This window comes from Corallococcus sp. 4LFB (assembly GCF_046520365.1).
GTDB lineage: Bacteria > Myxococcota > Myxococcia > Myxococcales > Myxococcaceae > Corallococcus > Corallococcus caeni.
The window spans coordinates 1-18,323 of the sequence record NZ_JBKGHJ010000123.1 but is presented as its reverse complement, the minus strand read 5'-3'; the positions used below and the strand labels follow the sequence as shown (position 1 = coordinate 18,323).

Here is an 18,323-nt window from a genome sequence, read left to right as displayed (position 1 = left end):
GGTGGCTCGCGGGGGGACTCGGCCGCCGCGGCCACGCTGGGCCTGGTCGCTCGCGGCCGAAAGGCCCTGGCCTAGCAGGCAGGGCCCGGGGACTTCACATCCAGCCCAGCTGGAGCCGCGCGACGTCCGTCATGCGGCTCTGGTCCCACTGGGGCTCCCAGACGAGCTCCACGTGGGCCTCCTTCACGCCGGGCAGCGCGGACACCTTGGAGCGCACGTCCTCCACCAGCACCTGCCCCATGCCGCAGCCGGGCGCGGTGAGCGTCATCTCGATGTCCACGCGCTGGCCGCCTTCCTCCAGCGGCGTGGCCTTGCACGTGTACACCAGGCCCAGCTCCACGATGTTCACCGGGATCTCCGGGTCGTAGACCGTGCGGAGCTGTTCCCAGACCTGCTCCTCGCTGAACTCACCGGGCGTGACGTCCCCGGCGGGCGCCTTCGCCTTCGCCGCGTAGTCCTCGCCCAGCGCGTCCGCGTTCTTCTCGTCGATGCGGAACAGCTGGCCGTACGGGTCCTGCACCGTGACGTTGCCGCCCAGCGTCTGCACCACCGTCAACTCCGAGCCCGCCGGCAGCAACACCTTGTCCCCGCTGGGGATGAGCATCGCGTCCACGTCGCGCTCGATGACCGTCATCGCGCCTCGCATGTCCCCTCCCTACTCCGTCGACACCGAGGTGGAGCGGCCATCCAGCGCCGCGTGCAGCGTGTGCCACGCCAGGCTCGCGCACTTCACCCGGGCCGGGAACTCGCTCACGCCGGACAGCACCGCGAGCTTGCCCAGCGACTCCACGTCCACCTTGTCCGGCCCCTCCGTCACCAGCGTGTGCACGCGCTCGAAGAGGGCCTGCGCCTCCTCGCGCGTCTTGTCCTTCACCGCGCCCGTCATCAGCGACGCGGACGCCTTGGAGATGGCGCAGCCCTGGCCCTGGAAGCCGATGTCGCGGATGACGCCGTCCTCCAGCTTGAGCGTCACGGAGAGCTGGTCGCCGCACAGCGGGTTGTAGCCCTCCGCCGCGCAGGTGGCGCCCTCCACCACCCGGAAGTTGCGCGGGCGCTTGGAGTGCTCCAGCACCACCTCCTGGTACAGGTCCTTGAGGTCGGAACTCACGCGAACACCTCCTTCACCTTGTGCAGGCCCTTCACCAGCGCGTCCACGTCCTCGCGCGTGTTGTAGAGCGCCAGCGACGCCCGGGCCGTGGCCGCCACCCCGAAGCGCTGCATCAGCGGCTGGGCGCAGTGGTGCCCGGTGCGGATGCAGATGCCCTCCTGGTCCAGGATGGTGCCCACGTCGTGCGGGTGGACGTCCTCCAGCGTGAAGGACAGCACGCCCGTCTTGCGCGGCGCCGTGCCCACCAGCTTGAGGCCCGGCACGGACTGGAGCGCGTCCGTCGCGTACGCGAGCAGCCACTGGTCGTGCTGGGACACGTTCTGCATGCCCACGGCCTCCAGGTAGCGGATGGCCGCGGCCAGCCCCACCGCGCCCGCCATGTCCGGCGTGCCCGCCTCGAAGCGGTGCGGCACGCGGTTGTAGACGGTCTTCTCCATCGTCACGGAGAGGATCATGTCCCCGCCGCCCTGGTACGGCGGCAGCGACTCCAGCATGGCCAGCTTCCCGTACAGCACGCCGATGCCCGTGGGCCCGAAGAGCTTGTGCCCGCTGAAGGCGTAGAAGTCACAGCCCAGGTCCTGCACGTCCACCGGGAAGTGCGTCACCGACTGCGCCCCGTCCACCAGCACCGGGATGTTCTTCGCGTGCGCCTTCGCCACCAGCTCCTTGATGGGGTTCACGGAGCCCAGCGCGTTGGACACGTGCGTAATCGCCAGCAGGCGCGTCTTCTCCGTGAGCAGCGCGTCCACGGTGTCCATGCGCAGCTCACCGCGGTCATCCACCGGAATCACGCGCAGCTTCGCGCCCGCCGCGTCGCACACCATCTGCCAGGGCACGATGTTGGAGTGGTGCTCCATGGCGGAGATGAGCACCTCATCGCCCGGGCCCACGTGCTTGCGGCCGTAGGTGGCGGCCACCAGGTTGATGGCCTCCGTGGTGCCGCGCACGAAGATGACCTCGCGCACGTCCCTGGCGTGGATGAAGCGGCGCACCGTCTCGCGCGCGTCCTCGAAGGCCTGGGTGGCGCGCTCGGAGAGGATGTGCACGCCGCGGTGCACGTTGGCGTTGTCGTGCGTGTAGTAGCGCGTCAGCGCGTCCAGCATCGCCTGCGGCTTCTGCCCCGTGGCGGCGCTGTCCAGGTACACCAGCGGCCGGCCCCGCACCTCCTGCCGCAGGATGGGGAAGTCCGCGCGCACCCGCGCGAGGTCGAATCCAGGCCCGCTCATCCCATCACCTCCGCCGAACCCGGCAGCTTTCCCGCGAGCAACTCCTCCACGCGCGCGCGCACCGGACCCTCCGGCACCGCGCGCACCAGCTCGCTCGCGAACGCCTGCGTCAGCATCCGCTCCGCCTCCACCTTCGGGATGCCGCGCGAGCGCAGGTAGAACAGCGCGTTGTCATCCAGCCGGCCCACCGCCGTGCCGTGGGCGCACTTCACGTCGTCCGCGAAGATTTCGAGCTGCGGCCGGGCGTCCACCTGCGCGCCCTCGGAGAGCAGCAGGTTGCGGCTCGTCTGGCTCGCGTCCGTCTTCTGCGCGTCCTCGCGCACGCGGATCCTCCCGTGGAAGGTGCCGCGCGCGCGGTCATCCAGCACGCCCTTGTAGAGCTCGCGGCTGGAGCAGTGCGGCACCGCGTGGTCCAGGTCCGTGCGGTTGTCCAGGTGCTGCGTGCCCCGGCCCACGAACAGGCCGTTGAGCACGCACTCGCCGCCCTCGCCCGCGAAGGCCGCGTGCACTTCGTTGCGAGCAAGCAGCCCGCCGAACGAGAACGCGTGCGACTGGAAGCGGCTGTCGCGCCCTGCCGCGAGTACAGCCCGCCCAGGTGCACCGCGGTGTCACCCTCCGCCTGGAGCTTGAAGTGGCGCAGGCTGGCGTTGTCGCCCAGCGACACCTCCGTCACCGCGTTGGTGAACGTCGCCCCCGTGCCCAGCCCCGCGTACGTCTCCACCAGCGTGGCCTCGCTGCCCTCGCCCGCCACCACGACGATGCGCGGGCTGGCCAGCACCGGCCCGTCGCCGCCGCGCGCGAGGAACAGCAACTGCACCGGCACCTCGCTCAAGGCCCGGGGCGCCAACGTGAGCAGCGCGCCCTCCTCCAGCAGCGCCGCGTTGAGCGACGTGAAGGCATGCGCGGACGGCCGGGAGAGCTGGCCCAGCGTCTCCTGCAACAGCGCGCCGTCTTCACGCAGCGCCTGCGACAGCGGCTTGAGCACCACGCCGCGCGGCAGGCCGGTGAGCACCGACAGCGCCGGCACGAAGCTCCCGTCCACGAACACGAGCCGCGGACCGGGCAGCGCCAGCCGCGCCACCGCCTGGGCCACGTCCTCGCCCGCGGACACGTCCCGCACGGGCTGGAAGGGATGCGACGACAGCGTGGCGACGGGCGTGTACTTCCACTCCTCGTCCTTGGACGTGGGCAGGCCGCGCGCCTGGAACTGGCTCAGGCCCTGCTCCCGAAACGCCTGGAGCCACGCGGGCGCATCGCCGCGCGCCTGGAAGGCCCGGGCCACCTCCGCGTAGTGGGACGCGCTCATGGCCGGGCCTCCTTCGCCTTGCCGGCCGCGCCGCCCTCCCCGCCAATCCAGCCGTAGCCCTTCTCCTCCAGCTCCAGCGCCAGCTCGCGTCCGCCCGAGCGCACGATGCGGCCCGCCGCCATCACGTGCACGTGGTCCGGCACGATGTAGTCCAGCAGCCGCTGGTAGTGGGTGATGACCACCAAGGCGCGGTCCTTCGAGCGCAGCGCGTTCACCCCGCCCGCGACGATGCGCAGGGCGTCGATGTCCAGGCCCGAGTCCGTCTCATCCAGCAGCGCCAGCCGGGGCTGGAGCACCGCCATCTGGAAGATCTCGTTGCGCTTCTTCTCTCCGCCGGAGAAGCCCTCGTTCACGGAGCGGTTCATGAACGCCGCGTCCAGCTGCACGAGCTTCGCCTTCTCCTTGGCCAGCGCGAGGAAGTCCATCGCGTCCAGCTCCTCCTCGCCCTTCGCGCGGCGCTGCGCGTTGAGCGCCGTGCGCAGGAAGTGCAGGTTGCCCACGCCGGGAATCTCCACCGGGTACTGGAACCCCAGGAACACGCCCGCCTTCGCGCGCTCCTCCGGCGGCGTGCCCAGCAGGTCCTTGCCGTCGAAGCGCACGGAGCCCTTCGTCACCTCGTACGTCTCACGCCCCGCCAGCACGCCCGCGAGCGTGCTCTTGCCGGAGCCGTTGGGCCCCATGATGGCGTGCACCTCGCCGGCGCCGACTTCCAGATTGATGCCCTTGAGGATGTCCTTGCCGCCCACGCGGGCGTGCAGGTCCTGGATGCTCAATAGCGACGCCATCACCCCACGCTCCCTTCCAGACTCACGCCCAGGAGCTTCTGCGCCTCCACGGCGAACTCCATGGGCAGTTCCTTGAAGACCTGACGGCAGAAGCCGTTCACGATCATCGACACCGCGTCCTCCTGCGAGATGCCGCGCTGCCGGCAGTAGAAGAGCTGGTCCTCGCCAATCTTCGACGTGGACGCCTCGTGCTCCACCTGCGCGGTCGCGTTCTTCACCTCGATGTACGGCAGCGTGTGGGCGCCGCACTCGTCGCCCAGGAGCAGCGAATCGCACTGCGTGTAGTTGCGTGCGTTCGCCGCGCTCTTGAGCATCTTCACCTGGCCCCGGTACGTGTTCTGCCCGCGGCCGGCGGAGATGCCCTTGGACACGATGGTGGACCGGGTGTTCTTCCCGATGTGGATCATCTTCGTGCCCGTGTCCGCCTGCTGCCGGTGGTTGGTGAGCGCCACCGAGTAGAACTCGCCCACCGAGTCATCCCCCTTGAGGATGACGCTGGGGTACTTCCAGGTGATGGCCGAGCCCGTCTCCACCTGCGTCCACGAGATCTTGGCGCGCTGGTGCGCGATGCCGCGCTTGGTGACGAAGTTGTAGATGCCGCCCTTGCCTTCCGCGTCGCCCGGGTACCAGTTCTGCACCGTGCTGTACTTGATGGACGCGCCGTCCAGCGCCACCAGCTCCACCACCGCCGCGTGCAGCTGGTTGGTGTCGCGCATGGGCGCGGTGCAGCCCTCCAGGTAGCTCACGGAGGCGCCTTCATCCGCCACGAGCAGCGTGCGCTCGAACTGGCCCGTGTCCGCCGCGTTGATGCGGAAGTACGTGGACAGCTCCATGGGGCACTTCACGCCCTTGGGCACGTAGCAGAACGAACCGTCGCTGAAGACCGCGGAGTTGAGCGCCGCGAAGAAGTTGTCGGAGAAGGGCACCACCGTGCCCAGGTAGCGCTCCACCAGCTCCGGGTGCTCGCGCACGGCTTCGGAGAACGAGCAGAAGATGACGCCCGCCTTGTAGAGCTTCTCCCGGAACGTGGTGGCCACCGACACGGAGTCGAAGACGGCGTCCACCGCGACGTTCTGCAGCCGCTTCTGCTCCTCCAGCGGGATGCCCAGCTTCTCGTAGGTGCGGAGGATTTCCGGGTCCACCTCCGACAGGCTGTCCTTCTTCGGCTTCTGCTTCGGCGCCGAGTAGTAGCGGATGGCCTGGTAGTCGATGGGGTGGTACTTCACCGCCTGCCACGTCGGCTCCTTCAGCGTGAGCCAGTGGCGGTACGCCTTCAGGCGCCACTCCAGCATGAAGGCCGGCTCGTTCTTCTTCGCCGACAGCACGCGGATGACGTCCTCGTCCAGGCCGGGTGGCAGCGTGTCCGCCTCCACCTGGGTGACGAAGCCCGCCTGGTAGCCCTTGCGCGTCAGCTCCTGGATGGTTTCGGTGCTGCTCATGAGCGGACTCCCGTGACGGAAGCAGGAAGGGCCGCGGACGCCGGCAGGCCCAGGCCCACCAGCCGCTCCGGCATGCGGGGCGCGGGCGCGCGCAGGTCCGCGAGCGTCAGCTTCCCCAGCGCTTCCTGGATGGCTTGGTTGATGAGGCGCCAGTGGCCCCGCACCTGGCAGACGGCCTCCAGCTCACAGGGCCCCGCGGGCTTGCCCGGGTGCTGGCCACACTCCGTGAGGGACACCGGCCCCTCCAGCGCGGACACCAGCTCCGCCAGCGAGATGGCCTCCGCCGGACGCGACAGGCCGTAGCCGCCGTTCGCGCCCCGGTGCGACACCACCAGGCCCGCCTGCAACAGGCCCTTGAGGACCTTGCTCGCGGACGGAAGGGCGACATGCGTGCGCGCCGCCAGCTCTCGCGTGGTGCGGGTTTCCCCGTCCGCGCGCGCCAGCTCGGTCATCAGCACGATGCCGTAGTCGGTCATCTTGCTCATCCGGAGCATGTGGGGGGTGTCTCCTCAAGGTTGTCCGCGGGCCCCATGCCCGCGACGGCCTCTTATGTAATGTGGACCTGTCCAGTCCACATTCAAATCCGGAGGCAACGGGTTAGGGTGGGGCCGTCCGCTGTCCGTGTCCGTCTCCCCCCTTGGCAGCCCGAGGAGCCCCACCGATGCGCCGTCCCCTCCCCCTCCTGCTCACCGCGCTGGCCCTGGCCCTGGTGGGTTGTGAGAAGAAGTCCGCCCCGGCCCCCGCCCAAGCGCCCGCCACGCAGGCGAGCGGCGCCACGGCCGCACCGCCGGGGCCTCCGCCGGAAGGCAGCATCCTCATTGGCGAGGTGGGCAGCCTCACCGGCTCCGAGGCCACCTTCGGCATCTCCGCGCGCAACGGCATCGACCTGGCGCTGCAGGAGGCCAACGCGGCGGGCGGCGTGCGCGGCCAGAAGCTGGTGGTGCGCGTCTACGACAGCCAGGGCCGTCCGGAGGAAGGCGCCCAGGCGGCCACGCGGCTCATCGCGCAGGACAAGGTGGTGGCGCTCCTGGGTGAGGCCGCGTCGTCCGTGTCCATGGCCATGGCGGACAAGGCGCAGGCGGGCAAGGTGCCCATGATTACGCCCACCTCCACCAGCCCGGAGGTGACGAAGAAGGGCGACTACATCTTCCGCGTCTGCTTCATCGACCCGTTCCAGGGCCTGGTGATGGCGAAGTTCGCGCGGGAGAACCTCAGGCTCGACAAGGTGGCGGTGCTCACCGACAACAAGAGCGCCTTCTCCGTGGGCCTGGCGGACGTCTTCAACCAGAAGTTCCAGGAGTTCGGCGGCACCATCGTCGGCAACGAGAGCTACTCCAAGGGCGACACGGACTTCCGCGCGCAGCTCACGTCCATCAAGAACCTGAAGCCGGAGGCGGTGTTCGTCCCGGGCTACTACACGGACGTGGGCATCATCGCGCGGCAGGCGCGCGAGGTGGGCCTGCGCGTGCCGCTCCTGGGCGGTGACGGCTGGGACTCCGACAAGCTGTACGAACTGGGCGGCTCCGCGCTGGAGGGCAGCTACTTCTCCAACCACTACTCGCCGGACAACCCGGACCCCGTCGTCCAGAACTTCCTCAAGAAGTACAAGGCCGCCTACGGCGCGGTGCCGGACAGCGTGGCGGTGCTGGCGTACGACGCCGCGCGCCTGCTGGTGGACGCGATGAAGCGCGCGCCGGATACGTCCGGGCCCGCGCTGCGCGACGCCATCGCGGCCACGAAGGACTTCCCGGGCGTGGCGGGCACCATCAACCTGGACGCCAACCGCGACGCGGTGAAGCAGGCCGTGGTGATGAAGGTGGAGGGCGGCAAGGCGGTGTTCGTCACCACCGTGAAGCCTTAAGCGCTCCCCCCGTCCCGGCCGCCCGTCCCCGACGTCAGGGGATGGGCGACTGGATGATGTAGTAGATGGACTGGAAGTAGGTGTTGAGGGCCCGCAGCAGCTGGATGAGGAACGGCCAGCTCAGCACGGTGAAGCCGAAGAACGCCGCCGTGATGACGCCGTACTCCGACATGGCCTGCCCGCGCTGGAGGGCCTGCTTCAGACGCCTGCGCCTACTCACCGGGGGCCTCCATCGTCGGCGTGTCACCACCGCCGCCCCTCTTGCCGTTGCGGCACTGGTTCACGCACTTGTCCTTCGCCTGGCCGGCGACCTTGGTGCAGTAGGGCTGCGCGTTCTTCGCGCGCTCCTTGCACACCTTCTCGAACTTCACCTTGTCCTCCACGCAGCGGCGCTCGCAGCTGGAGGCGGCCAGGACCGGCGTGCTCCACAGCAGCGCGCCCGCGCCCAGGGACAGGACCAGGATCTGCTTCTTGAAACGGCTCATCGTTCGCTCTCCACGCGCGCGACTCATGGCGCGCCCTGGGCCCGCATCAGCGACAGGTGGAACTCCACGTCGCGCTGCGCGGCGGGTTGCCGCAAGGTGGCCTGTCCGCGCAGGCCCGTGCGCGTCAGGGTCAGCTCGGTTTCCTGGAAGCCCGCCGGGCGGGCCTCGGACACGCTCCATCCCTGGTCGCGCAGGAGGGCCGCGTAGGCCTGCTCGGCGTCGGGGAGCGCGGTGTCGGGCAGCCGGCCCGTCACGGTGATGTTCGTGGCGCCCTCCATCTTGAGGGACAGGGACGCCGCGTCCTGGAGGCCCCTGGGCACCGGCACGCCCGCGGGGACGCGGCTGGCGGCGCGCTCCAGGTAGTTGCGCATGCGCGCGGAGGAGACGAAGACGATGGTCTCATCGCCCTGGCGCAGCGTGGACATCAGCCGGACCTCGTCGTCCTTCGGGACCCAGTAGCCCACGTAGCCCGCGTTGTCGTTGAAGCGCAGGCCCACCACGGGCAGGCCCTCGTCCAGGAGGAACTGGCGGTAGTGGTTCAGCACCACATCCGACGAGTCCTTCGTGGCGAACCACGACACCGCGATGGGCGTGCCCGGCCCCAGGTAGTCCGCGGCCAGCGCCTCCGGACGGCCGCCGTTGGGATAGGGCGGGAAGTACGACAGCGTGCGCGCCAGGATGGCCTCGTCCTGCTTCGAGCGCCCCGAGCCGCGCGGCGTCTCCTGGTCCAGTTCGTCCGCGGCGGCCTCCGCCCGCTCCAGCTCCGTGCGGGTGCCGCCGTAGCGCGCCTCCTCCCAGCCCATCCCGATGAGCGTGCCCGCCACCGCCACCGACACCAGCACCGCGGCGGTGCGGAAGGCGGGGTGCGTGGCCAGCGACTTCAGCACGACTCCGCGTCCTTGCACCCCATGTACCAGTCACCGCGTTCGCCGTGCTTGTACGTGTTCTGGTTCTTGTCCTGGTCCCAGTCGCGCCACTCCTGGTTGAAGTAGCGGGTGCTGCCCTCCTGGTCCACGGTGTTGGCCGGGGTCTGCATGTTGGCCAGGTGCGGGTGGATGGAGATGTACGGGTCCGAGGGCGAGTCCTCGAACATGTAGAGCATGGTGCCGTCCAGCAGGTCCTCCGTGATCTTCTGCCGGAAGTCCATCATCTGGCTGCGCATGAGGTTGTACGGGGCGACGTTCGTGTACGTGTTCTTCATGCGGTCGTACATCTCCCCGCTGGAGTCGGAGGGGGAGATGTCCGCGTCCTGGGTGAGCGCCCAGGTGTCGGTGAGGATGCTCATGCGCTCCCTCTTGAGGAAGTAGGCGTTGCCCTCCTCACCGCCGATGCCCGCCTCGGCGTTGTCGTGGACCTTCGCCACGCCTTCCTTCTTCCAGTTCTCCTTGCTCAGCTTCTCCTTGCTGAACTCCGGCAGGAACTGTTCGGGCAGCAGGTAGTTCTCCACCACGGCGCGGGCCTCGCAGACGATGTAGCCGCCGTTGGTGAACTCGTCCTGGTAGTCGTCCGCCAGGCCGCCCAGCTTCGCGGCGCCCGTGTCCGGCGCGGTGCACGTCACCTGCTGGGCGTTGTCGTTCATCCAGCAGACGTGGGCGACGAGCGCCGTGTGGTGGTCCGTGTCCTCGCAGTCCGCGTAGTTGCTGCCGGACATGACGTCCGGCCGGTCGATGCCGGCCTCGTGGTCGCAGTACGTGAGGCGGGCGTTGTGCTGCACGTTGGAGTTGCCGCCCTGGGGGCCCTTGCCGCCGCCGCCGCCCGGCTTGAGCCCCTTCGTGTAGTCCTGCGTGGTGAAGTCCCAGATGGTCGTCACCGCGGCCTCCTGGTTGTCCAGCGTGTAGCGCAGGAGGTCGTCCAGGAAGAGCGCGTACATGAAGATGGGGATGAGCGCGATCATGGAGAGCGCCATCTCCACGGAGGCGGCGCCGCGGCGCACGCGGCGCGACGAAGCGAAGGGGCTCATAGGGCCAGGTCCTTGGCGCCCGCGAGGTCGGCGGCGTCCGAGTTGCCCGCGCGGTTGAGCACCTGCGAGGCCTCCTGCGCGGAGAACGGGTGGAGCTTCACGCGCCAGTACGGGTTGAAGAGGCCCGGGGCCTCCTTCCAGCCGTTGGGGCCCAGGCGGTGGTAGTAGACGAGCGCCTTGGAGAGCGCCGCGCCCTCGCCGGGCGCCAGCCGCAGCTGCCCGTCACCCTGGGCGCCGTGGGTGAGCGTGAAGGAGCCGGAGCTGTTGAGCTCCCAGGGCGCCTCCTTGCCGCCACCCACGAAGAACTGCTTGGTGACGTAGCTGTAGACGCGCGGCTGGCCCCAGTCCCGGTCCGGGTCGTCGCTGGCGCGGAACTTCATGAAGCAGTTGCCGCTGCCCGAGCACCCCATCAGGTCCTTGGTGTTGATGCCCTTGAACATGTCGTGCTGGCCGGAGTGGGCGCCGGAGGGCTCGTGGCTGCCGCCGTTCTCGCTGCTCTCCACCAGGGCCTTGTACGTGCCCACGCCGAAGCCGTGGCGCCACTGCGAGATGAGGGTGCCGTGCTCGTCCGCGACGACGACCTTGCCCTCGTTGCCGGTGACCTGGCCGGGGCCGTGGATGTTGCTCTTGGTCTGGGCGACCTTCGCCGTCCCCTTGTGGCCCACCACCATGTGGGTGCCTTCCTGGGGGATGTCCTTGAGCAGGTCCCGGATGAAGTCGCTTTTGTAGTAGGTGGGCAGCCCGTTCATGATGACGGGCAGGCTGCGGTTGGCCGCCCAGCCGGGACGGGACGCGTTGGAGATCTCCGTCATCACCTGCGCGCGGGCCTTGTTGCTGGAGTTGCCGGCGCGCGTGCAGTTCATCCCGTCCACCGCGCAGTCGAACTCAGCCGCGTTCATCCCGCCCACGCCGGACTCCAGCTCGCTGGCGCCGGGGACGTTCTTCTCGGTCAGCTGGGACAGGTCCGCGGACTGGCCGTCGCGCAGCGCGTTCTTGGTGGCCCGGTGCACCGACTGCTGGGAGGCATGGATCTGGTTCGCCATGCGGTCCAGCTCCTGGATGACCTTGTTGAAGGCGGACTCGACGCCCTGGACCTTCTGGTCGTACTCGCTGGCCTTGGAGCTGTAGTCCATGGCGATCATCACCGCTTCCAGCGCGTCGAAGCAGTGCTGGAAGTTGTAGGGCGGGCACTGCGCCACCTCCAGGGCGGCGATGATGAAGAAGCTCATCTGCCCGGCGCGCATCATGTCGCCGGTGGCGCTGGCCGCGGCCATGTAGCCGTGCGCGGACGTCATGCCCACGTAGGTGGACGCGATGGCCCGGTTGCTGGCCGCGTAGTAGTTGAACGCTCTCGCCTCCACGACGCCCATGGAGTACGCGAGCGCGTCGCTGTGCTGCTGCAGGCTCATCTTCTCCCGCAGGGCGTGGCTGAGGTTGAAGCTCAGCGTCGTCATCAGCGCGAGCAAGAGGAACGACAGGCACGCGAGCACCAGGGCCTGGCCCCGCTGACGCCTTGGCCGGGAGGCGGACCTCACGGTTCGAACGGGAAGATGCATTCGTTCTCCTCCGGAAGTTCCTTCTGGGTGAGGTAGAGGTTGGAGTGCATCCGCATGATGTACGTGGCGCGGATGGGCAGGATGTAGAGCTTGTTGTCCGCGGCGGAGTCGTACTTGGACATCTTCTTGACGATGAACTCGTCCCGGTCCGAGTCCTTGCCCAGCCGCAGCACGTACGGCAGGTCACGGCCGCGCGCGATGTTGTAGATGACGACGTCCGCGAACGGGATGGGCAGGCGGTAGTTGAACGTCACCTGCACGCTCAGCTTGGTGCGCAGGCTGTCCGCCCAGCCGCCCTCGCCGGAGGCGACCTTCGGATCATCGAAGTCCATCTCCTTGTTGGAGTGGGAGCCGGAGCCCAGGTCCCCCTTGAGGGGGTTGCAGATGGTGACCTCCGCGAACTTCAGGCCGGAGGCGTCGCTCATCTTGTTCTTGCCGATGTCGCCGGACTCGAACTTGGAGCGGAAGTCGCTGGCGCTGGTGATGGGCTTGATGATCTCCGCGCCCCCGCTGGCGGCCGTGCTCACCATGGGCAGCAGCACCGCCAGGGCCGCCTTCTCCATGGTGGGGATGTCCGCGTTGTGGATGGAGCCGGCGCGCACGGCCTTGTAGGCCGCGTACTTCGTGAGGAGCCGGGCCTGGTGCATCAGCCCCAGTTGGAGGATGCCCAGCAGCATGAACACGAACAGGGGCAAGACGATGGCCGTCTCCACCGCCACCTGGCCTGATTCGCCGCCGCGCCTCATGCTTCGCCCCTGTACTGAAGATACCCCAAGGTGGGAGCCTTCCCGACCCATTGTGCCGCTACCTTAACGCCAGGAGACGGCCCGGCGGGAATCCGCCAAGTGGCCGGGACCGAGAGCCTGGCCTCCGGGCTTGCGGACATTATCGGGGGCTCCGGGCTCCAGGGTGCTTGACGCTGTGCGCCGCCCATGGTTGGCACGGCCATCCGCCGCAAAGGCGCATGGAGGCGAATGATGAACTGGCACGTGGCGAAGCGACTGGGCGTGGTGCTGGCGGTGGCGTTGCTGGCGGCCTGCAAGGACGATGGCGACGACGGCGGCGGTCCTGACGGCGGCAGCACGCCCACGGCGTCCGCCGGTCCGGGCGTGGGGACGTCCAAGGCGCAGCCGGAGGGCACGCCCTTCACGCTGCCGGCGGGCATCACGCTCGAGTCGCCCATCAAGAGCTACAACGTCGAGGACCCGGTGGACTGCGACGACAAGTTCAAGAAGGAGGCGAAGGGCAGCGGCGGCGCCGTGGCCCTGTGCCTCATCTTCCGCAACACCACCGGCGGCGTCGTCACGGTCACGCTGCCCCCCGGCCTCATCGTCGTCTCCAAGGACGGGAGCATCCAGAACGGGCTGCTGGCGCAGCGGGTCAGCATTGAAGTGCCGCCGGGCGAGCGCTACTTCGCGCCCCTGTTCCTGTACTGCGCCAACCAGGACCGCGCGACCAGCGGCATCAACGACGACTATGCCCTGGGCCCCGTCATCGGGTACGAGGGCTTCCAGGAGCTGTACTCGCTGCTGGAGGGCAAGCAGCTGACGGTCGACGACGTCACGCCCATCCAGCTGGCCATCACCCACCTGACCAACGGCGAGGGGCTGTCCGCCTCCGACCGCGCCGCCCTGAAGGCGCTGTAGCCGTCCCGCCGTTCGCGCCCGGCGGGGCCTCACCTCCGCCGGGCGATCTCCTGGATGAGCGCCACGTAGCGGCGCTGCTGGGGGTTCAACTTGAAGGCCTTGCGCAGGGCGTCCTCCGCGAGCGCCCACTGGCCCTCGCCGCGGGCCACGTCGCCCAGGAAGGCCCAGCCCTCCTCCAGGCCGGGCTCCTGGCGCACCAGCTCCTGGAGCTCCTGGAGCACGAGCCGGCCGTGCGCCTCCGGCTTCATGAGGTAGCGCGCCCAGGCGCGGTGGGCCTGGTGCAGCGGCCGCGGGTCGATGTCGCAGGCGTATTCGAAGTACTCGAAGGCGCCCGCGAAGTTGCGCGCCTCCAGGCGCCGCTTGCCCTCGTCGAACTGGGTGGTGGCGTCCAAGAGGTCCGTGCGGATGCGGAACTGCTCCGCGGTGGAGGGCCGGCCGGTGCTGCTGCGCGCCTTCTCCCGCTGGGCCTGCCGGCGCTTCTTCCACAGCGTGTTCTGCTCCGGCTCCGACAGCGCGCCGTAGGCCCGCGCGTACGCGGCCAGCATCCCTTCCGCCTTCTCCTTCAGCTCCGCGGTGTGGAAGCGCAAGGGGGCGAAGCGGTCCGCGGCGGCGAGGAACGCCTTGCGCAGCGCCACCGGCTGCACGTCCTCCGGCACGTCCAGCAGCGCGAACGGATCCAGGCCGCGGTGGTTGAGGAACGCGCCCACCAGCGCGTTGCGCGCGGCCTCGTCCTCGTCCGCGAAGGGCGTGCCCGAGGGGGCCTGCGACGGCACGGGCACCGGCGTGGGGAGGGGCTCCGGCACGTGCGCGGGAACGGCGGGGGCCTGCTGGGCCAGCGCCTGGGTGCGCGCGTCCACGTCCTCCGCGAAGCCCGCCACGCCCAGCAGGCACAGCGCGTAGAGCCGGCGCAGCACGGCGTCCATGTCGAAGCCGGTGCGCTCCAGCAGTTCGTTGAAGGTGGGCCGCTGGCGCAGGGCCTGGAACAGGCGCGCGTCCTTGGAGGACAGCTTGGGGGCGGACTCCACGCCGGGCATCTGTCCGAAGCGGCGCTCGTCGGTGAAGGTGAAGTGCGTGGCGACGGTGTCGAAGGGCAGCTGCGTGGAGACGCCGGTGAGGATGAGCTGCGCGGTGTTGGCGCGCACGGTGGCGTCCGGGGTCTCCACGTCCGCGATGAGGCGGTACTTCGCGTCCGTCCAGCGGAAGCAGTCCAGCAGCTTGTGCGCCAGGTTCGCCTGGAGCTGCTTGTAGAGGTCGAAGGGGCTGATGAGCCCCTTCTGCACGAGCAGCGCGCCCAGCTGCAGGCCCGAGGACACGCTCTCCGCCAGGGCCTTCTGGTAGTCCGCCTCCGACAGGCGGCCCTTCTCCACCAGGTACTTGCCCAGCGTCTCGTGCAGGAGGTTGGAGTGGCACGCCACCGGCGCGCCGTCCTCGAAGGTGATGCGCTTCTCGCGCTGGCGCACCTTGAGCTCCAGCGTGCAGGTGCGCTCCTCCACCATCAGCGCGTGCAAGAGCAGCGGGAAGGGCGTGTCCGCCAGCATGCCCTCGCGCTGGCGCAGCACCTGGGACGGAGGGGGGAACATGCGCGGAGAGCCTGGCACCCTTCTCGCCTGGCGGAGGCCGTCAGGGGTGGGCGCCGCGCGGACTACTCCGCGTCGTCGCCGCCCAGGTCGTCCGCAGCGTAGGGGTCATCATAGTAGGAGCCGTAGGGGCCCGGGGCCGTGTCGTGCGTGGGCAGGTAGCGGGTCAGGTACGCCCCCACGCCCATCATCACCAGGGCCACGGCGGCGTACGTGAGCGGGCGGGACGGGCGCGCCCGCCAGGCCCACCAGCGGTCGCGGCGCTTCTGGAAGCGGGGGGCGAGGGCGTACTCGCGCCAGGCGGCGTCGCGGGCCTCCTTCGCCTCCACGTCCAGCCCCTGCCTGTCCAGCACGCGGGACAGGAGCACGCGGCCCTCCACGGAGCCCTGGCGCACCTGGAGGAAGCGCTCCAGGGCCTCCTGCGCGCCCTTCAGCTCGCCGCGCTGGAGGCGGAAGCGGCCGCGCTCCAGGTCGATGGAGCCCTGCCGGTAGTCGGCGTCCAGGCGCTCGGCCTCGGTGAGCAGCAATTCTCCCCGGGGGGCGTCGCCCGCGCCCAGGTAGGCCACGCCCAGCAGGTAGAGGGTGTCCACGTCGTCGTCGCCCGCGTCCAGGTTGGGGCGCAGGAGGTCCACCGCCTCCTGGTAGCGCTTCTGGCCCACGCGGATGTCCGCCAGCTCCGCGCGGGCGCGGCGGTCGTGGGTGTTGGTCAGGATGGTGCCCGCGAGCTCGCCCGCGCGCTGCCAGCGCTTGAAGGCGCGCATGGGGCTGGGGAACAGCTGGAGGGTGAAGCGGTCCGCCGCGAACATCAGCCCGGCCAGCAACACCAACGACAGCAGCGGGCTGCCCGTCAGCATCGTGAGGCCCATCCACAAGAACCACTTGGTCAGCACGGTCGACTCGTCCTTCCTGGAAACGGCTACAGCAGCCGCGCGCAGATGGCGCTGTGCACGTCCGCCCCCCGCTCCGTCAGGGCCAGCCTGCGGCCGTGGCGTGTGGCGAAGCCGTGGGCCACCAGCCGCTCCACTTCCGCGCGCCGGGGCTCCACGGGCTGGCCGTATCGCTCACAGACGGCCTCCCAGTCCACCCCCGACACCAGGCGCAGGCCCATGCTCAGCCGCTCGGCGAAGAGCTCCTCGGGGCCCAGGGCCTCGCGGCTGGCCTCCGGGAGCCTCCCCTCCTCCACCGTGCGCAGGTAGACCTCCGGGCTCCGGAGGTTCACGTAGCGGTGGGCTTCCGGGGACAGCAGCATGCCGGTGGCGCCCACGCCCAGCGCCAGGTACTCGCCGCCGGTCCAGTACAGCGCGTTGTGCCGGGAGCTGAGGCCTTCGCGCGCGTGGTTGGACACCTCGTAGCGGGTGAGGCCGTGGGCGCCGTACACGTCGCGCACCATGCGGGCCATGGCCACCACGTCATCGTCCTCCGGCAGGCAGAGCTCGCCGCGCTCCAGCTGCTTGGACAGCGGCGTGGACTCCGCCAGCACCTCGCGCTCCACCGTCAGCGCGTAGGTGGACAGGTGCTCCGGCTCCAGCGCCACCGCGCGGCGCGCGTCCGCCTCCACCTGCGCGAGCGTCTGGCCGTGCACGCCGTAGATGAAGTCCAGCGCCACCACGGGGAAGCCCGCCTCGCGCGCCGCCGCCACCGCGCCCTCCACCATGCCGCGTCGTGCGCGCGGCCCAGCGCCTTCAGCGTCTCCGGCTGGAAGGACTGCACGCCCAGCGACAGGCGGTTGATGCCCGCGGCGCGGTAGCCGGCGAAGCGCTCCGCGTCCGCGCGCTCCGGGTTGCCCTCCAGCGACACCTCCAGGCCGGGGGCGAGCGACAGGCGCGCGGCGATGCCCTCCAGCACGCGCGCCACGTAGCGGGGGTGCCACAGGGACGGCGTGCCGCCGCCCAGGAAGAGGGACTCCAGCGGCTTCGTGCGCAGCGACGGGTCCGCGGCGAGCCGCACGTCCAGCTCCGCCAGCACCGCGTTGGCGTAGCGCTCCTCCGGCACCTGGCGCGCCACCGCCACCGCGAAGTCGCAGTAGGGGCACTTGGCCAGGCAATAGGGGAAGTGCAGGTAGAGCCCGAAGCGGGCCGCCTGCATGCCCGTCAACGGGTCCGTGGGCGCGGCGAAGGACATGGAGGTCCAACCTCTACTTCAGGGCCTTCAATTGCGCTTCCAGCCGCGCCACCTTCGCCTTGGTGCTGGCGGCCGACTCGAGCGCTGCCTCGGCCGCCATCAGCTTGCGCTTCATGGAGGCCACGTCCGCCTTGAGCTGGTCGCGTTCGGCGACCACGTCCGCGGGCGCACCCGCGCCCGAAGCAGGGCCGCCGCGAGCTTCGCTTCGAGCGCCTGGCGGGCCGCCTGCTCGGCCTTGAGCGAGGCCTGCGCCTGGGCGAGCTTCGCCTCCAGCGCGGCCTGCGCCGCATCCCCGGCCTGCACGGCGGATCCGCGACCTTCGCCTCCAGCGCGGCCCGCTCCGCCTGCTCCGCTTCGAGCGCGGCGCGAGCCTCCTCGAGCTGCGCCTCCAGCGCCGCCTTCACACCCTGCTCCTCCAGGAGCGTGACGTCGGCCTGCGCGAGCTTCGCTTCCAGCGACTCCCTGACGTCCTGCTCCGACTGGAGCGTGGCGCTGGCCTGCGCGAGCTTCGCTTCGAGCGCGGCCTTCGCCTCCTGCTCCGACTGGAGCGTGGCGCTGGCCTGCGCGAGCTTCGCTTCAAGCGTGGCCTTCGCGGCGTCCAGGTCCTTCACGCGGGCCGCCTGGGCCTCGGCGATGCGCCGCTTGGCCTCGGAGGCCTCCAGCGCGCCCTCCACCATCTTCACGCGCTGCTGGAGCCGGTCCACCTTGTCCGCTTCCGCGCGGGCGGCCTCCAGCTGCTCGTTGAGCGCGGCCAGCTCCTCGCGCTGACCTTCATGTCCGGAGCTCAGCGCCTCGGCGCGGCCCTCGGCCTCGGCGATGGCCACCCGCGCGTCCGCGGCCTCGGCTTCCACCGCCTCGCGGCGGGCGCGCTCCAGCGCCAGCTCCTCCTGGGCCTTGGCGACCAGGGCCTGCTGGCGCTGCAGCTCCGCCTCCCGCTGACCCGAGGCCGTCTCCAGCATGGACACGCGCGCGGAGTAGCCCACGCGCTCCGCCTGCGTGGTGGCGAGCTTGCGCTCCACGGCGGCCAGCTGCTGCTGGTGCTCTTCCCGCACGGCCGTGGCCTGGGCGGTGAGCTCCGCCAGCTGGGCCTCCAGCGCCGTCACCTTCGCCTCGGCCGCGTGCACCCGGCCCTCGGCCTCGTGCACCGCCTCGCCGAGCGCCGCCGCGTCCGACTCCATCGGTCGCGCAGCGAGACCTGCTCGACTCCGCGCTCCAGCACTCGCGCCAGCGAGGCAGCTCCCGACTCCGGCCAT

General features: G+C 70.3%; 17 protein-coding genes and 2 pseudogenes. 2 read left to right on the top strand and 17 right to left on the bottom strand.

The annotated features are described in order from the left end of the window. Positions 1-94: 94 nt before the first annotated feature. The 7 genes and pseudogenes from sufT to ACLEQD_RS15735 all read right to left on the bottom strand — a co-directional run bounded on the left by sufT (position 95) and on the right by ACLEQD_RS15735 (position 6,358). On the bottom strand, positions 95-646 hold the full coding sequence (gene sufT, locus ACLEQD_RS15765; protein WP_410384885.1) for a putative Fe-S cluster assembly protein SufT: 552 nt from the start codon (positions 644-646) through the stop codon (positions 95-97). A 9-nt stretch (positions 647-655) separates the two neighbouring features. After that, on the bottom strand, positions 656-1,108 hold the full coding sequence (gene sufU, locus ACLEQD_RS15760) for a Fe-S cluster assembly sulfur transfer protein SufU (protein ID WP_410384883.1): 453 nt from the start codon (positions 1,106-1,108) through the stop codon (positions 656-658). Further along, positions 1,105-2,334, bottom strand: coding sequence for a SufS family cysteine desulfurase (locus ACLEQD_RS15755; RefSeq protein WP_410384881.1), 1,230 nt, complete (start codon positions 2,332-2,334; stop codon positions 1,105-1,107). Before ACLEQD_RS15755 ends, sufU begins: the two co-directional genes overlap by 4 nt. After that, positions 2,331-3,640 (bottom strand): annotated as a pseudogene (gene sufD / locus ACLEQD_RS15750) (Fe-S cluster assembly protein SufD). The gene ACLEQD_RS15755 and the pseudogene sufD overlap by 4 nt, the downstream one beginning before the upstream one ends. Beyond that, entirely contained in the window at positions 3,637-4,425 is a 789-nt protein-coding gene (sufC, locus tag ACLEQD_RS15745; protein WP_410384879.1) for a Fe-S cluster assembly ATPase SufC, read from the bottom strand. The pseudogene sufD and the gene sufC overlap by 4 nt, the downstream one beginning before the upstream one ends. Then, a complete protein-coding gene (gene sufB, locus ACLEQD_RS15740; RefSeq protein ID WP_410384877.1) occupies positions 4,425-5,864 on the bottom strand; it encodes a Fe-S cluster assembly protein SufB in 1,440 nt (479 codons plus the stop codon). The genes sufC and sufB overlap by 1 nt, the downstream gene beginning before the upstream one ends. Beyond that, positions 5,861-6,358 (bottom strand): SUF system Fe-S cluster assembly regulator, encoded by a 498-nt coding sequence (locus ACLEQD_RS15735; protein ID WP_410384875.1) that lies wholly within the window; start codon positions 6,356-6,358, stop codon positions 5,861-5,863. Before ACLEQD_RS15735 ends, sufB begins: the two co-directional genes overlap by 4 nt. Before the next feature lie 167 nt (positions 6,359-6,525). On the opposite strand from ACLEQD_RS15735, the gene ACLEQD_RS15730 reads away from it, so the two are divergent. Continuing rightward, positions 6,526-7,725 carry an ABC transporter substrate-binding protein gene (locus ACLEQD_RS15730; protein ID WP_410384873.1) on the top strand — a complete coding sequence of 400 codons (1,200 nt, stop codon included), beginning with the start codon at positions 6,526-6,528 and terminating at the stop codon, positions 7,723-7,725. A gap of 34 nt (positions 7,726-7,759) precedes the next feature. On the opposite strand, the gene ACLEQD_RS15725 is transcribed toward ACLEQD_RS15730, so the two are convergent. Genes ACLEQD_RS15725 through ACLEQD_RS15700 form a run of 6 tightly spaced genes read right to left on the bottom strand, consistent with a single transcriptional unit; the run spans position 7,760 to position 12,472 of the window. Next, positions 7,760-7,945, bottom strand: a complete 186-nt coding sequence (locus tag ACLEQD_RS15725; RefSeq protein WP_410384871.1) for a hypothetical protein — start codon at positions 7,943-7,945, stop codon at positions 7,760-7,762. After that, positions 7,938-8,210: a hypothetical protein gene (locus tag ACLEQD_RS15720; RefSeq protein WP_410384869.1), complete on the bottom strand. Its 273-nt coding sequence runs from the start codon at positions 8,208-8,210 to the stop codon at positions 7,938-7,940. Before ACLEQD_RS15720 ends, ACLEQD_RS15725 begins: the two co-directional genes overlap by 8 nt. 23 nt (positions 8,211-8,233) lie before the next feature. Next, complete coding sequence (locus ACLEQD_RS15715) at positions 8,234-9,097, bottom strand: hypothetical protein (protein WP_410384868.1); 864 nt, start codon at positions 9,095-9,097, stop codon at positions 8,234-8,236. Then, positions 9,091-10,170: a hypothetical protein gene (locus tag ACLEQD_RS15710; RefSeq protein WP_410384867.1), complete on the bottom strand. Its 1,080-nt coding sequence runs from the start codon at positions 10,168-10,170 to the stop codon at positions 9,091-9,093. Before ACLEQD_RS15710 ends, ACLEQD_RS15715 begins: the two co-directional genes overlap by 7 nt. Further along, a complete protein-coding gene (locus tag ACLEQD_RS15705) occupies positions 10,167-11,705 on the bottom strand; it encodes a hypothetical protein (RefSeq protein ID WP_410384865.1) in 1,539 nt (512 codons plus the stop codon). The genes ACLEQD_RS15710 and ACLEQD_RS15705 overlap by 4 nt, the downstream gene beginning before the upstream one ends. Beyond that, complete coding sequence (locus ACLEQD_RS15700; RefSeq protein ID WP_410384863.1) at positions 11,702-12,472, bottom strand: TadE/TadG family type IV pilus assembly protein; 771 nt, start codon at positions 12,470-12,472, stop codon at positions 11,702-11,704. The genes ACLEQD_RS15705 and ACLEQD_RS15700 overlap by 4 nt, the downstream gene beginning before the upstream one ends. A gap of 228 nt (positions 12,473-12,700) precedes the next feature. On the opposite strand from ACLEQD_RS15700, the gene ACLEQD_RS15695 reads away from it, so the two are divergent. Then, positions 12,701-13,372, top strand: coding sequence for a hypothetical protein (locus tag ACLEQD_RS15695; protein WP_410384861.1), 672 nt, complete (start codon positions 12,701-12,703; stop codon positions 13,370-13,372). A gap of 29 nt (positions 13,373-13,401) precedes the next feature. Here the strand turns inward: ACLEQD_RS15695 and ACLEQD_RS15690 are convergent, their stop codons facing one another. The 4 genes and pseudogenes from ACLEQD_RS15690 to ACLEQD_RS15675 form a co-directional block, all read right to left on the bottom strand. Then, positions 13,402-14,952 carry a DUF4388 domain-containing protein gene (locus tag ACLEQD_RS15690; RefSeq protein WP_410384860.1) on the bottom strand — a complete coding sequence of 517 codons (1,551 nt, stop codon included), beginning with the start codon at positions 14,950-14,952 and terminating at the stop codon, positions 13,402-13,404. A 62-nt stretch (positions 14,953-15,014) separates the two neighbouring features. Next, entirely contained in the window at positions 15,015-15,836 is an 822-nt protein-coding gene (locus ACLEQD_RS15685) for a tetratricopeptide repeat protein (protein WP_410384887.1), read from the bottom strand. 29 nt (positions 15,837-15,865) lie between these two features. Continuing rightward, positions 15,866-17,070 (bottom strand): annotated as a pseudogene (gene hemW / locus ACLEQD_RS15680) (radical SAM family heme chaperone HemW). Beyond that, positions 17,040-18,248: a hypothetical protein gene (locus tag ACLEQD_RS15675; RefSeq protein ID WP_410384858.1), complete on the bottom strand. Its 1,209-nt coding sequence runs from the start codon at positions 18,246-18,248 to the stop codon at positions 17,040-17,042. The pseudogene hemW and the gene ACLEQD_RS15675 overlap by 31 nt, the downstream one beginning before the upstream one ends. Positions 18,249-18,323 lie beyond the last annotated feature (75 nt).